Source organism: Pseudofrankia asymbiotica (assembly GCF_001983105.1).
In the GTDB taxonomy this organism is placed as follows: Bacteria; Actinomycetota; Actinomycetes; order Frankiales; family Frankiaceae; genus Pseudofrankia; species Pseudofrankia asymbiotica.
Genome location: NZ_MOMC01000002.1, coordinates 1 through 15,416 on the forward strand (window position 1 = coordinate 1; position 15,416 = coordinate 15,416).

General features: G+C 73.9%; 8 protein-coding genes. 5 read left to right on the forward strand and 3 right to left on the reverse strand.

What is annotated here, in order from left to right; translation table 11 throughout:
* Positions 1-243 precede the first annotated feature (243 nt).
* The 5 genes from BL253_RS00070 to BL253_RS00090 all read left to right on the forward strand — a co-directional run bounded on the left by BL253_RS00070 (position 244) and on the right by BL253_RS00090 (position 12,975).
* Positions 244-1,968 carry a hypothetical protein gene (locus BL253_RS00070; protein WP_131831426.1) on the forward strand — a complete coding sequence of 575 codons (1,725 nt, stop codon included), beginning with the start codon at positions 244-246 and terminating at the stop codon, positions 1,966-1,968.
* The gene (locus BL253_RS00075; RefSeq protein WP_076812135.1) at positions 1,965-6,914 is read left to right on the forward strand and encodes an FtsK/SpoIIIE domain-containing protein; all 4,950 of its coding nucleotides are present in this window, start codon (positions 1,965-1,967) and stop codon (positions 6,912-6,914) included. The genes BL253_RS00070 and BL253_RS00075 overlap by 4 nt, the downstream gene beginning before the upstream one ends.
* Positions 6,915-6,926: 12 nt before the next feature.
* Entirely contained in the window at positions 6,927-11,468 is a 4,542-nt protein-coding gene (locus BL253_RS00080) for a nucleotidyltransferase family protein (protein ID WP_076812137.1), read from the forward strand.
* A 122-nt stretch (positions 11,469-11,590) separates the two neighbouring features.
* On the forward strand, positions 11,591-12,358 hold the full coding sequence (locus BL253_RS00085) for a hypothetical protein (protein WP_076812139.1): 768 nt from the start codon (positions 11,591-11,593) through the stop codon (positions 12,356-12,358).
* On the forward strand, positions 12,358-12,975 hold the full coding sequence (locus BL253_RS00090; RefSeq protein ID WP_076812140.1) for an HD domain-containing protein: 618 nt from the start codon (positions 12,358-12,360) through the stop codon (positions 12,973-12,975). The genes BL253_RS00085 and BL253_RS00090 overlap by 1 nt, the downstream gene beginning before the upstream one ends.
* Before the next feature lie 135 nt (positions 12,976-13,110).
* Here the strand turns inward: BL253_RS00090 and BL253_RS00095 are convergent, their stop codons facing one another.
* The 3 genes from BL253_RS00095 to BL253_RS40870 form a co-directional block, all read right to left on the reverse strand.
* Positions 13,111-13,413 carry a WXG100 family type VII secretion target gene (locus BL253_RS00095; protein ID WP_076812141.1) on the reverse strand — a complete coding sequence of 101 codons (303 nt, stop codon included), beginning with the start codon at positions 13,411-13,413 and terminating at the stop codon, positions 13,111-13,113.
* 90 nt (positions 13,414-13,503) lie between these two features.
* Positions 13,504-13,800 (reverse strand): hypothetical protein, encoded by a 297-nt coding sequence (locus BL253_RS00100; RefSeq protein ID WP_076812142.1) that lies wholly within the window; start codon positions 13,798-13,800, stop codon positions 13,504-13,506.
* A 38-nt stretch (positions 13,801-13,838) separates the two neighbouring features.
* Positions 13,839-14,945, reverse strand: coding sequence for a hypothetical protein (locus BL253_RS40870; protein WP_076812143.1), 1,107 nt, complete (start codon positions 14,943-14,945; stop codon positions 13,839-13,841).
* Between the last annotated feature and the right edge of the window lie 471 nt (positions 14,946-15,416).

Consider the following 15,416-nt stretch of genomic DNA (forward strand, 5'->3'; position numbering starts at 1 on the left):
TCCAACTGCTCGTCAGCGGACACACCTCCGAATTCCGCATCATCGCCGCGAACTCCAGCGCATTGGCCGCACCATCAGACCCCGTCACCGTCACCACGGCGGCATGACGCGCCACGGCGTCTCCAGGCGAGCAGGAGTGTCGTCCTCCGGGTGGGTCGGCCAGCGGGCCAGAGCGTCAATCCTCGACGGCGACGGCGGTGACTTCCAGAAATGGCCGTGGAGGTGGAGGCGGCGGTGAGGGCGATGCCGCACAGAGTCCACGCCGGCGTGGCGCTCCTCGGCCCCGAGGGGCTCTTCACCGCGCATCGCGATGCGATCCTCGTGGGGCTGACCATCACGGCCGGGCTCATCGTCGCCGCGGTGGCCGCGCGATGGTTCTCCCGGATGGTTGGCTGGCGGCGGATGGCCTCCGCCATCGCCGGCTACGTCGCCGGCGGTGTCCGCGACATCGCGAGCTTCGCGTGGGCCCCGGTCCGCTACCGGCGACGGGTGCGCTTCGCCTCCCGCACGCTGCTCGACCCGGAGCTGCCGGCGGTGTGCGGTGCCGCGCTGGCCACGGTTCGCGCCGCCCTCGCCGACCAGCCCGGCCGCTGGCCGTACCTGCTGCTGGTCGGCAGGGAGATCACTGTCGGTATCGCCGGCCGGGCGTCGACGGGCGGCCCGAACTCGAGCGCCCGGGGCGCGACCAACGCCGCCGGAACCAGAGCCACCCCCTCGCCGGTCGCGGCCCCGAACGCCGCCAACCGGGCGCCCGGGGAAGAAGAAGCAACCGGGAGATGGGCCACCGCGGCTGGCCCCCAGGGCGGGCGGGCCGCTCGGGGCGGCCCCGCCGCGCCGGGGCCGCGGCCGGTCACACCGCCGCCATGGCGGCTCGCCGATCCCGGCCGCTGGACAGCCGCCCGCTCCGACATCCTGGCGGCGACCGCGCCACGGCGGCCCGGCGCGGACCCCGATTCCTGCCTGGTCGCCGTCGGCGTCTCCGCGTCATCCGCCGGCGACGCGCTGGTCCTGCTCGACCTCGCCGGGCTGCCGGCGGTCGGCGTCGTCGAAGGACCACAGGAGCTGTGCCGCCGCGTCACCGCGGCCATCGCGGCGCAGCTCGCCGCCGGCCTGTCACCGGCCGGGCGGCGGACACGGCTGGTGGTGACCGACGACGTCCTGCCCGGCCATGGCGGTCCGGCGCTGGCCGACGCGCTCGACGAGTTGGCGGTGCCGACGCCGCAGGAGGATCCGACGGTATCCGGCGGCCCGGACGCCCCAAGCGGCCACGGCGCTGACCACGACGCTGGCGCCGGCGATGTGAGGACATGCCCGGACCTGACCGTTCTGGTCTGTGTCCGTCCCGCCGAGGAACAGGCGGCCCGGCTCGCGGCGCTCGTCGCGCGCGACAGCCGGCTGCGAGCGCTCGTCATCGGCGACTGGGCGGGCGCCCGCTGGCGGCTGGTCGTCGACCACCTCGCCCATCTCGAGATGCCCGAGCTCGGGATCGACTGCGACGCGGCGCCGATCGAACACGCCGTCTCCCGCGCGCTGCGCCGTGGATCCCCGCGCGCGGCGCGGCCGGACCCGCTCGACCGTGAACCCGTTCCCAACCCGGCGGACCGGCTTCCACACGGACCCGAGCCCACGCCCGATCCAGACGAGGTGCTGACGACCATCTCCGCGCCGCCGCCGCCGTCGCCGCCGGCGCCGCCGCCGCCGTCGCCCATGGCCTGCCCGCCACCATTTCCGCCCGTCCCGGCCTCTCAGCCCACCCCGGTCCCACCGGCGTCAGCCAGACCGGGGTGGACGCCCGCCGTCGTCGCCGGCGACGACGCCCGCGCCGACGAGCCGCGCACCGGCCCAGCCCCAGCTCCCGCGGGCCTCGACGACTCCGACCTGGCCGGGCCAGGGCCGGACGAGGTCCACACCCGCATTCCGACCACCGCCGCCTCGGCGGTAGTCCCGTCCGTGGACACCCGCCCATGACGGGGCGGCCGTCCACCCCCACGGCCGTGCCGGTCACCGTCGTCCTGTCAGCCGCGGACGGCGCCGCGGCGGCCCCCCGTGACCTGGACATGGTGCTCGCGGTGGAACCCTCGACGACCGTCGCCGCCCTCGCGGCGGGCATCACCGCGCTGGCGGACGAGAGCGCGCAACCGGGGGCCGCGGCGCCAGGCCAGGCCGCGGCGCCCTCCTGGGACGTGCTCGCCGGCGAACTGGCGAACGCCGGGCCGCCCGCCCGACCCGGCGTGGTCTCCTGCCACATCGACGGGCGGTGGCACGGCTCGGAGAGCACGGTGGCCGAGGCCGGGCTCGTCGGCGGGTCCCGCATCGGCCTCGGCGTCCCCGCCGTCGAGGAACCGCCACCGTGGCGGGCGGCGGACGAGCGGGTCCGCTGGTATGAGGTGCACGCGGTCGGTGGCCCGCACGCCGGCCGGATCTGGCCGGTCGGCCCTGGCGCGCACGACATCGGCTCCGCCGCGGGCTGCGCGATCCAGCTCGACGGGCTGCCCGCGCGCGGCCCCGTGCTGCACGTCGGGCACACCGGGGAGAGCTGGCTCACCTGGCCGGCGCGCGCGCCCGGCCCGGACGAGCCCGACGCGCCGGCGACGGGGCCCAGGAGGCCGGCCGGCACGAACCACCCGACCACGAACCACCCGGCTGCGGCCCGCCTGGCCATACCGCATCCACCGGCGATGCACGGCACGGATGAGCATCGGCTGGCGATGACGACCGACGTCCGGGCGGACGAACGCGGGGCCGCGCGACGAGGGAACCAGTCCGGGGACACGCCGGACGCCATGGCGGGCATCGGCGTGCTCACGCCCGAACGCCCGGATCGGGCGGATCGGGCGGGCATCCGGGCGTCCGACGGGGATGCGGACGGCCCGGCGGCGGGCGCCCCTGCCGCCCGGCGACCGTGGCCGCCGGGCGTCGACCTCGCCGTGGGTGACACGCTGCTGCGTCTCGTCGACCCGTTCGAGCCCGACGCGGCGGTCACCGCGTCCGTCGACATCGTCGGCCGCGACTTCAACCGGCCGCCCCGGATCGTGCCGCCGCTGCTGTTCGGCCGGCAGCGCTTTCCCACCCCGCCCACCCCGCCCACCAGGCGCCCGATCCCCGTCCTGATGATGCTGTCGCCGATGTTGATGGGAGTGGCGTTCGTCTGGTTCTTCCACTCCGTGTTCTTCCTCGTCGTCGTCCTGATGACTCCGCTGATGGCGATGGCGAACTGGTACACGGACCGGCGCGGCGGCCGCCGCAGGCACCGGGCGGACTCCGCCCGTTACCGGGCCAGGCGCGCGTCGACGGAACGCGTCCTGCTCGACGCCGTCGACGCCGAACGGCTCGCCCGCATCCAGGCCCTGCCCGACCCGGCCCTGGTCGTCCTCACCGCGACCGGTCCGGGCCGGCGGCTGTGGGAACGGCGCCGGTCCGACCCGGACCACCTGGTGCTGCGGGTCGGGACGATCGACCAGCCGTCCCTGGTCGAGGTCGAGGACCCGGCGGTCGACGGCTACGACCGCGAGGTCCGGTGGATCGTGCCCGACATGCCGGTCTCGGTCGACCTCGCCGGCCGCGGCGTGATCGGGCTGGCGGGCCGGTCCGACGCCCGGTACGGGGTGGCGCGCTGGCTGGTCGCGCAGGCCGCGGTACTCCAGAGCCCACGCGACGTGCGCGTCGAGATCCTCACCGACGCCTCCGGGCGGGACCGCTGGGAGTGGGTCCGCTGGCTGCCGCACGCCCGCCCGGGGCCCGCCGACGGACCGGTCGGCGCGGCGCCGTACGCCTTCGTCGGCACGGACCCGGAGACCGTCGCGTACCGCGTCGCGGAGCTGACCGCGCTGGTGAAGGCGCGGACGAAGGCCCGCGGGTCGTCCATCGGCACGGTCCTGTTCCGCGAGCCGGACGTCGTGGTCGTGCTCGACGGCGCGCGGCGGCTGCGCGACCTGCCGGGCATCGTGCCGCTGCTCACCGAGGGACCGTCGGTGCGGGTGTTCGCGATCTGCGTCGACGCCGACGAACGCCTGTTGCCGGAGGAGTGCACGGCCGTCGTACGGGCGGACCCCGACGGCCTCACCATCCGCCAGTCCGACGCTCCCGAGGTGCGCGGGGTACGGCCGGACATCGCCAACACCGCGTGGTGCGAGCGGGTCGCCCGCGCCCTGTGCCCGCTGCGAGACGTCACTCCGGACGAGTCCGGCGGGCTGCCGGACCGGGTCCGCCTGCTGGACCTGCTCGGCCTCGCCGGCGCCGACCAGGACGAGATGGCCCGCCGGCTCGCCGCCGCGTGGGCGGACGCGCCGGCGAGCACCCGGTTCCCGCTGGGCTCCGGCTTCGACAGCGGATTCGTCCTCGACCTCGTCCGGGACGGGCCCCACGCGCTGGTCGCCGGAACCACCGGTGCCGGGAAGTCGGAGCTGCTGCAGACGCTGGTCGCGTCGCTCGCGGCCCGCAACCACCCCGACGAGCTGGGTTTCGTCCTCATCGACTACAAGGGCGGCAGCGCCTTCCACAGCTGCGCCCGGCTGCCGCACACGCTCGGCATGGTGACCGACCTGGACGAGGCGCTCGCCACCCGGGCGCTGGAGTCGCTCGCCGCGGAGCTGCGCCGCCGCGAGGAGACGCTCGCCGCGGTGACCGCGAAGGACCTGACGCACTACCGGTCGCTGCGCGCCGCGGACCCGGCCCTGCCAGCGCTCGGCCGTCTCGTCATCGTCATCGACGAGTTCGCGACGCTGGTACGCGAGGTGCCGGACTTCGTGCCGGGACTGGTCAGCCTCGCCCAGCGGGGCCGCTCGCTCGGGGTGCACCTGGTGCTCGCGACGCAGCGGCCAGCGGGCGCGGTCACCACCGACATCCGCGCGAACACCAATCTGCGGATCGCGCTGCGGGTCACCGACACCACGGAGAGCTCCGACGTCCTCGACGCGCCGGACGCCGCCTTCATCTCCGCGGCGACGCCGGGGCGGGCGCTCGCCCGGCTGGCCGCCAGGACGTCACAACCGTTCCAGACCGCTTACGTCGGCGACATCTATCGGGGCCCGGCTGGCCAGGAGCCGCCCGGCGCCTGGCCCGGCGCGGCGCCCGGCACCCGGCCGGACGGCGGCGTCGACACGGCGCCGCGGGTACCCGTCGAGGCCGCGGAGCTGACCTGGAACGGGCTCGGGCGCCCGCTGCCGTTCACCACCACGGTGGCGGGCGCGGGCACGCCGACCGCCGACCTCGCCCCGACCGACCTCGACGTTCTCGTCGACGCGATCGCGGCGGCGGCCAGCGCCAGCGGCGACACCGGTCGGTCCAGCCCGTGGCTGCCGGCCCTCGGCACCCGGCTGCTGCTCGACGACCTCCTCGGGGACCTCGCGACCCGGCGGCCCGCCGCCGGGTCGGTGGCGCTGCCCGCGGTCCCGTACGCGCTCGAGGACCTGCCGGCGTGGCAGGCGCAGCGCCCGGTGCTGTGCGACCTGGGCTCCTTCGGCCACATGTTCGTGATCGGGGCGCCCCGCTCGGGCCGCTCCCAGCTGCTGCGCACCCTGACCGGCGCGCTCGCCGGCACGATGTCCAGCGCGGATGTCCACGTGTACGGCATCGACGCGGGTGGCGGCGCGCTCGCCGTGCTCGCCGAGCTGCCGCACTGCGGCGCCGTCGTGCCGGCCGGCGACAGCGAGCGGCTCGGGCGGCTGGCCGACCGGCTCGCCGCCGAGGTGAGCCGGCGTCAGACGCTGCTCGGCCAGCACTCCTGCGCCAGCCTGGACGAGCTGCGGGCGGCGCTGCCGGTGGACCAGCGGCCCGCGCACCTGATGGTGCTCATCGACGGCTGGGACTCGATCGCCGCCGCGCTCGCGGACCACGACGGCGGCAGGCTGTACGAGATCCTCCTGGCTCTGCTGCGGGAGGGCGCGGGTGTCGGGGTCCACCTCGTGCTCACCTCCGAACGTGCCCTGCTCGCCGGCCGGGCCGCCGGCCTGAGCGACAACCGGTTGCTGCTGCGGATGACCGACCGGACCGACTACGCGACGATCCACGTCCCGAGCCGCCGCATCCCTCCCGTCGTCCCGGCGGGGCGGGGCTGGCGCTCGCTGAACCAGGCGGAGACGCAGGTCGCCCTGCTCGCGGACGACCCGTCGGGAAAGGCCCAGGCGGACGCGCTGCGCCGGATCGCCGAGCGGGCTCGCGTGGCCGACGCGCGCATCCCCGCCGCCCGCCGGCCGTTCCGGGTCGCCGCGCTGCCCGACTCGGCGGTCTTCGCGGACGTGTTCGGGCAGGTGCCGGCGGACGGGCGGCGGCCGCTGCGAGCCCTGCTCGGCCTCGGTGGCGACGAGACCGGGCCGCTGCTGCTCGACTTCGGCGGCCGCGAACACAGCTTCCTCGTCGCTGGCCCGCCCGGGTCGGGACGCAGCAACGCCCTGGCGACCCTGGCCGTGTCGCTGCTCGCCGGCGGGACCGGGCTGGTCGTCGTGACACCGCGGGACTCCCCGCTGCGCCGTCTCGCCGCGCACGCGGACGTGCGGCTGGTCGCCGGCCCCGCGTTCACCGGAGACGACCTCACCGAGGCGCTGGCCGGCCTGGCGGCGGGCGGCGGGCGGCGGGTCGTGGTGCTCGTCGACGACATCGACCTGCTCGGGTTCAGCAGCCCGCTGGACGCCCCGCTGCGGGCGATCGTCGCCACCGGYCGCGACCGTGGCATCGGTCTGGGCTACGCCGGCAACGGTGAGACGATCAGCCAGTCGATCAGCGGCTGGATCGGGGAGGCGAAGCGCTCCCGGCAGGGAGTGCTGCTGGCGCCCCAGTCGGCCCTGGAGGGCGACCTGCTGGGCACGCGGATCCCGCACAGTCTGCTGCGGACCGGGGTGCGTCCGGGCCGGGGCCACGTCGTCGACGCCACCGGCACCCTGCGCACCATCACCATTCCGCTGACCGTGCTGCGCTGACGGGGGGCAAGGATGGCCGCGCGGCCGGGAGACTGGTCACCGCTGGGCCTGGACGGCGACCCCACGCCGGGGGATCCGGACGCCCTGGAGAGCGTCGCGAACTTCATGGCGACCATGTCCCGGCGCGCGGGCGACGCCCAGACCGGGCTGAACCAGGTCATCACCGACAGCGGCCACGGCGCGTTCGTCGGCAAGACCGCCGACTGGATGCGCGCTCAGATCTCCGACGGGGTCACCGGCTTCATCGGCGGGGTCAAGACCGCGTTCGGCGACGCCGAACCGGCGCTGCGCACCTACATCGGCGCGATGCGCGAGGCGCAGCGACGCGCAGACGGGGCCCTCAGCGAGGCCCGCGGACTGCCCGAGGACTCGCCCCGGCTGACCACTCTGACCAGCGACGCGGGCACCGCCGGCTCCGACCTGACCTCGGCGGCCACCACCGCCGCGAGAACGATCAGAACGGCCGCGGAGCACATCCGCTCGCCCAAGACCGGCTGCGAGGATTTCTGGGAGGGCTTCCAGTACATCGCGCTCGTCATCACCATCGTCGCGGTCTTCACCGGTGGGCCGCTCGGCCTGCTCGCGTTCGGCCTCAACGCCGTCCTCGCCGCGAAGGCGGTGGTCGACTACTCCGCTGGCAGGACGAACCTGCTCGGCCTCGGCCTCGGCCTGCTCATGCTGCTCGGGCCGTCCACCAAGCCGCTCATCAGCCTCACCAGCCTGCGCGCCCTCGGCGTCACCGCACGCGCCTTCGCCAAGACCCGCGGCCTGGCCGTCGGCCGCGTCGCCGTCGACTTCTGGAAGACCGCCAGCGCCCTCACCCTGTCCACCGCCGTCGCCGGCGTCCGCGACATCAGCGTCACCATCGCGAACAGCGTCCTGCGCGGCGGGCTCTGGGTGGTTCACGGCGCCGGCGACCTCGCCGCGCTCACCGCCCGCGGCTTCGTCGCGCTGCCGAAGTACGCGATCGCCATCCCACGCCTCGCCCGCGCCGCCAAGCCTGCCATCGGCCGCGGCGGGGCATGGAGCGCGCGGGTCCTGAGCAACAACCTCGGCGGCATGAAATGGCTCCACCTCTTCACCCCCCTCGAGGGCGTGGAGATCGGCAAGCTCGGTGTCGTCGACGCCTTCAAGCTCGCCGTCCTCGACCGCGGCCTCGGGATGTCCGGCAGATTCGTGGACCTCAGGATGCGCGTCGCCGGCTTCGTCATGGCCGGCCCGGTCGACGGGCTGCGTGCCGCCCAGGCGGACAGCGGCGCCGCGCTGCACGTGGCCGGCGTGGGCGACTCCGGCTCGCTACGCGTCGCCGACGGCGTCCTGCTCCCCAACAGGCCGCTCCCACCGCATTACGTCGAGCTGAACAGCGGGCTCGTCGTCCCTGGCCACACGCTCGACTCGGGTGTCCTCACCGGCCCGGCGGCCAGGTTCCACCCCGACGGCCTGTCCGCCGTCAGTCCGCACGCCGCCGGTGGCGTCCACGGCGCCAGCCTTGGCGATCCCGCCGCCGTGCATTTGTCCGCGCCCACGGGCGTCGCTCGCCCAAGCGGCTTTCACCTCGCCTCCCCAGGCGACCTCCACCTCGGCACGCCGGGGGGCCTCCACCTCGGCACCCCGAGCGGCGCGGCCAATCTCGGGGACGCGGCTGGCGCCGCCCGCCAGGCCATCCACCACGGGGGCGCCCTCGCCGAGATACGGATACCCGAGGTCACCGCCGCCCGGCTCGGCGAGGTCACGGCCGTCCGCGTCAGTGACACCGGCATCGCCTTCAACCTGAGCCGCCTCGACCTCGCCGTGCCGCCCCCGGTAGCTGGCCACGGCGCGGAAACGATCGCCAGTGCCGCCACGCACGACGCGCTCGCCGGCTCACCCACCGCAGCCGGCCACACGCCCCTCGCCGCGCATCCGCCGGCCCCGGCCGGCGCCGCCCCCGGCTCCCGCGCCGGCGCGGGAGCAGGCGAGGCCGGCGGCACCGCCCGCACCCTCACCATCACCCCCGACGGGGTCGAGCTGCGCCCCGCGGTCCATTCCGGGCACCCCGCGTCCGGCGAGGCCGTCCCCAACGGGGAACTCACCGCCGCCAGACCGTCCGCGACCGGATCTCATGCCGGGAACGGTGAGCCGGCCGCCAGTCCGAGAACCGGCGCCCCGGAGGCGGCGTCCAGCCCGGCCGCCACCGCGGGCGCGACCGGCGGGACGGCCAGCGCGGGGACGGCCGACGCTTCCCGGCTCCGCGCCGCGGCGGGCTCCCAGCCCACCGTCGATTCCGCCCTCGACCTCCTGGCCGGCCCGGCGGGTGCCGGCCGGGCCGCCGGCCGGCCGGGCGGCGCGGCCGAGGCCGCCAGCGCGCGCACCGCGACGGGCCACTCCGCGGCCGGTGGCGAGGTCGGCTCCCCGGCCACGGCGGGCCTCGGCACGATGGACGACGCGACCGCGGGCGTCACCCGCGCCGCTTCCGAGGCTCCCGGCGCCGCGGGTACCTCGCGTACCCACCTGCTGACCAGCTCGCCCGACTCGATGGAACCCGTCGCGGTCCGCGCTGAACCGTCCCCGACGGCTCAGGCCGGCGGTGGGCACGAGACCGGGACGTCCACCGGCCACGCATCCACCGGCCATACGTCCACCGGCACCGATGGCGCTGGCACCCCTGGCTCGGCCGGCGGTGCCGGTCCGGCTGACGCCGGCGGCGGGGTGCCGCCCGGCGGGCATGGCCCGCCGCCGGACGGCGGGCCGCCCGGCGGCGGGCCACCCGACCCTCCGCCGCCGGCGGGTGGTTCGGCGGGCGGGCCGCCCGCCGAACCACCCGGCAGACCACCAGGCGGTGGCGGGCCACCCGGCGGCGGCCCGTTCGACGGAGGGTTCTTCGGCGGCGGCTTCGAGGACCTCAGCAGGGCCTTCGGCGACTACGAGCACGCCGCCGCGGGACTGAGCCAGGCCCGCGGCGAGCTGGTCGCCCTACGCAGGAGCGGAACGGCCAGCCCATCCGAGCTCTCCCAGGCGCTGCACAAGGTCCACATCGCGGAATCCGTCGTCAACAACGCGGGCGAGCGGCTTCGTCCCTTCGGCATCCACAATCCCGAGGCGCTCAGCCGTACCACCCTTCCCGACGGGACCCAGGCGCTCGTCAACGGCCACGACGGTTCGCTGTACCGCTTCGACGCCGACGGCCATGTGCGCCGTCTCAACGCCGACGGCGCGCTCACCGGGGAGAACCTCCCCATGCGGAGCGCGGACGGCGCCCCGTCCGGCCGCCTCGACCTCGACTACGACGGCGGCAGYGCCACCCTGCACCCGACCGGCGGCACCCGCKAGACCGGCGCATACTCCCCCACCGGGTCTGGCCACCAGGTCACCACCGCCGGCAGCAACGAGCTCCACTTCTCCGCGGACGGCCGCCTCACCCACGAACGCGTCACCCTCCATGACCAGGGCGGCACCCCACACGGCCATCTCGACATCGACCACGCGAACGGCACGGCCACCCTCGACCGCGCTGGCGCGCGGGAGACCGGCGCCTACACCCCCACCCCACACGGCCACCAGGTCACCACCATGGGCCGCACCGAGCTGCACTTCTCCGCCGACGGCGGCCTCATCGGCGAACGCGTCGGGTGGCCCGAGGTGGACCGGGTGCTCAACGACAATCCGGTCACCCGGAAAAGCGTGGTGTCCAACCCGGACTCCGTCAGGATGCTGGACAGTGCGCTCAGCGACGTCGAAACCCGCCTTGATGATGCGGGTATCCGCGATGCCCTCCGACACGGTGACATCACCCCGGAGGTCCGGGCAGCGGTCGATTCCATCGTCGACGACCTGAACCGGGTCGCCCCCAACGAGGTCCTCACCAATCCCGAACAGCTGGCCGTCAGCGATGGCATCGAGGCGGGCACGACTCGGAACGGCCACCTGCAGCCGGGTTTCGATTCTGCCCGCCGCAAGGACCCGGTCTACCAGGCAGAATTCGTCGACCGGCTACGCGCCGAGGCACMGCAGGCGCAGGAACAGCTCAACCGGATCGTCACCGATATCGCGCGCGACAACGGCGGCGAGGCCCGCTGGCGTCCTGGCGTCAAAGACCGTGTCCGTTGTCTGAAAAAGGTCCACGAGTACGTGGAGGAGGGCAAGGATCCCTCGCATCTGGTGGACGTCGTAGGAGCGGAGATCCGCTTCGACAGCGTCGACGACCTTTACAGGGCCCTGGACAACCTCAAGGATGATGGGCGGCTGACCATCGTCCGGATCAAGGACCGGATCGCCGAGTCCTCCCCCAGCGGGAATCGCACCATGCTGATGAACGTGCGGACGGGAGGCACGCAGGTTGCCGAGTTGAAGTTCAGCCTCAAGTCCTACGACGCGCCCGCGGCCGCGGAGCACCCGCTGTATGAGATCCGCCGCGACCTGGATTCGATCGGGGTGGCCGAACGCCGGCCGCCGACCCCGGCCGAGTCACTGATCACGGCCGCGGCCGAGGCGCACGGCCGCCTGGAGTACGGCGCCGTGTGGGACCGCGAGATGGAGGTCAGCCGGCTGAACGCTGTACGCCGCGCCGAGGAATGAGAATCCCGCGTACCGTCCCAACCCGCTCGCCGCACCGGCGGACGCGGGCGAGCATGCCGATACCTTCGAGCTGCAGCTGACCACGCGGCGGGCATCCGTCGCCGCCGATCTGGAGCACAACCGTGTCCGACCCGACCGTGCCCGCCCAGGTTCCGCCGGCCCCGAGGTATTCGGGGCGGCACTTCGAATGTCGGGGGCAGCTCGTCGAGATCTTCCCACGACGGCAGGGTCCCTACGATCCCGTCCTGGGCTACCAGGCGCGGGGATACGGCCTGAACGCCTACACAGGCGAGTTCGAGGCCGACACCCGACGCGTGCTGCAGCTGGTAAGTGGCGGCGAGGACGACGACACCTGGCCGATGCACGACGAGGACGAGTTCATCGCGGCGGTCGAGGAGCAACGCGAGCGGCTGCTGCGTACCTCGTTCTACCAGCGCCACGACAAGCCGGAGATCTTCGCGGCCTACGAACAGGCGGCGCGTGACGGACGAACCGAGCAGTCCCGGCGGGCCACCTACGAGCTGTGGCGTCAGGCCCAACGCGGGCGGGCCTACCTCCTCGTCGACGGCGAGCCGGTACGAGTGGACCTGGCCGACGACGGCACCCCGGTGACGGCCTGGCGACTGGACACGACGACCGGCCGCATCGTCCCGACCAGTAGGTCCGACGCGGATGCCGTCCTCGGGGGCGCGGGCAGGCGCGTCACCGAACGCTCCTGGCTGCTCGCGGTGGARGACCGTCGACGCGGACTCGGCGGGGGCGGCGCAATCGCGGAGGCCTACGCGAAAGCCGCGGCGGAGCCGGATGAGGTCTACCGCGACGTGATCCTGTTCCGCACTTTCGATCTGTGGGCGGAGAAATTCGCCACCGAGGACGAACCAGGCCAGTGATGAGGACCTTCACCGCGAGGGAGGGCTGGCCGGCCCTCCGCGCCGCGTGGGCGGCCCACCTCGGGCCCGCGGAGCTGGAGGCGTTGGACGAGACCGTGGTCTTCGCCGGGCACTGGCATGGCGATCAGACCCGGCCCGCGGGCGAGCCCTACGTGGAGCACCTGCTCGAGGCGACGCGGGTGCTCGTCGAGGAGGTCGGGGTCACCGACGTCGACGTCCCGCGGGCCGCCGTGCTGCACGACGTGGTCGAGGACACCGCGTGCACGCTCGCCGAGGTCCGGGATCGTTTCGGTGGGCGGGTGGCGGTTCTGGTCGACTGGGTGACGAAGCCGCCGCGTGGGGAGGGCCAGAGCCGGGAGGAGGCGAGAGCCGCCTACCTGGAGCGGCTTGACGGCGCTCCGGACGAGGCGGTGCTGGTGAAACTCGCCGACCGGTTGAGCAACGTCCAGCGGTTGGGCACGCATCCGCGGCCGGAGAAACGCCGTGGCTACTACCCCGAGACCGTCCGTTTCGTCGTTCCGCTCGCCGAGCGTCATCCGTGGTTCCGTGACTGGTTCGGCGCGTGGCGCGCCGAGTTCGGCCACCTCGACGGCACCGCCACGGTCGCCCGGGACTGATCGAGAATCCGGGCGACCTTCGACGTGTGCCGCGGCCACCGGACGCCGGCCCGGAGGCATCACCTCATCGTTCGAAACCGACCGCGTCCTGGCACGCAGGATCGCCCCTGAGAGGGACAGAAAGCCGTCCGGGTGTCACTGCTGCCCGGCGGCGGTGAGCGACGTGTCCAGGTCGCTGACGTTCTTGGCGATCGACTGGAAGCTCTCGGCGAACTTGCCGAGGTTGTCGATCGCGGCCGTCAGCGAGGCGTGGAACTCGGTGTACTGAGAACTCATCGCCGGGCTGGACTGCTGCAGCCACAGCCCGCCGTTGCCGGTGAGCAGGTTGGTCACCRCGGTCTGCAGCGCGATCAGCGTCGCCCTGATGTCGCCGCCCTCCGTCGTGAGGTGCGTGGCGACCGTGTTGATCTGCCCGTAGTCGAGCGTCACGTCAGCCATGGAAGGTCCTTCCCTCGTCAGGGTCGTGGGAGTGGTCCCGGGGCGGGCGTCGCCGGCCGGCGCTCTCGCGGAGGGTCCGGGCCGCAGGGATCACTTGGAGCCGGCGATGGCGGCGTCCATCGTCTGCAGCTGCGTGACGATGGCGTTGAACTGGCTCGCGAAGCTCGTGATGTTGTTCACCGCGCCGGTCACGGAGGTGTTGAAGTCCGTGTACTGCCGGCTGAGCACCGGGCTGGACTGCTGCAGCCACAGGCCGCCGTCGCTGGTCAGCAGGGTCGTCACCTCGTTCTTCAGCCCGTTCAGCTTCGGCACCGTCTGGGTGACGGCGCTGTTGAGCAGCGACGCGACGCTGTTCACCTGCTCGTAGTCGACATTGATGTTGGCCATCGGATCTCCTCGACGTCACGGGGCTGGGCTGAGCCTGGCTAGGGATTCGGAGCCGGGGTGGGTGATGGAGTCGGGGGCGCGGGGACCGGCGAGGCGGGGGCCGCCGGTGCGCTCCCGGCCGGGCCAGCCGCCGGGGAGGTGGACGACGGAGGGGTGGGCGACGGGCCCGGCGTCGGCGTCGGCGTGCCGGTGGGCGATCCCACCGGCGTCCACTGGTCGATCAGCGGGTTGCCGGTGTAGACCTTGGTCCCGTCCGGACCGACGACGGTCTTTCGCCCAGCGCCCTCCCCGGTGGACTCCACCGTGGTGGTCGTCGTCTCGCCGGACGGCGTCACAGTGACGGTCTGGTAGGAGCCGTCCGGCTTCACCGGGGTCGACGTGGTCGTCGTCGTGCCTTCGCTGGTGGTGGACGTCGTCCGGCTCGATCCGTCGGCGGAGGCACGTTGCGACACGGTCTCGGTGCTGCCGTCGGCGTGGGTGATCGTGCTGTCGTAGCTGACCAGGTCGTCGTTCTTCCCGTCGCCGTCCCGGTCCGCGCCGGTCGGGGTATAGGTGAAGTTCGTCGTCGCCGTGTAGGTCTGCCCGCTCGGCGTGGTGACGGTGGTCGTCTCCGAGAGGATCCGGCCCTGGCCGTCGACCTCGGCTGTCGTGTGGACGCCGTCGCCGTCGATGCTGGTCGGCATCGCGCCCGRGTCCCGCGGGGGCACCTGGTCGTCCGGCCATTCGCCCTTGGCCTTCAGCTCCTGGTAACGGTCCCAGGCGTCCTTGTCGGACTTCCACTGGCCGATGAGGGCGGGCAGCCGGCCGCCGTTCACCTTGGTCGCGAGGTCGGCGTCGACATCGAAATAGGCGTTCGCGACGCTGTCGAACAGGCCAGAGAGCTGGTCCAGCCGTTCGAGGGAGTCCTTGAACGGCTGGCGGCRGGCCCAGAAAAACATGCCTAGCGCCCCGTACAGCCCGGAATCGCCGGCGGCCGAGCTCTCCACCGGCCCGCCGGTGCCTACCACGCGGCCACCGGAACCGGCGGTCACGTCGGTCTCGATCTGAGTTTTCAGGGTACGGACGTTTCCGGCGAGCGTGTGCAGCAGCCCATAGTCCAGGACAAGGTCCGGGGTAAGGGCCGAGATACGGTCCGGAGCGTCCATCAGTTGCCTCCCGCCATCCCGCGGCCCCTGCCGGCCAACGCCGCCGACAGTGCCCGTCCATCGCCACGCTCGCCCGCCGTCCCGCTACCGAGTGTCCGTGACCGTGGGGATCCTGTCACCCGAAACAACGCAAATAGCTACCACCGGGTTCACCCGGCACGCACCCGACTACACCGAGATCCGATCACACCGTGAACCCATAAAACACTCCTAAATCACAATCACCACGAAAACTCGGTAGCCGGGGACGTCCTGACGAGGACGACGCCCTCGGCCGTACCCGACTCGACGCGACCGACGGCACAATTCAGGCGGACCGACGCGCCGCGACGAGGTAGGCACAGCGGGAGACGGGCAGCGCGGGAGCCAGGGGCGGCGGGAGACGCGGAATGCGGTGGTCAGGAAAGCGGCCGAGCGGGGCCGCGCCTATCGACCCGGCGACGGCTGGCGAGAGGGAAGCACCGGCTGGCG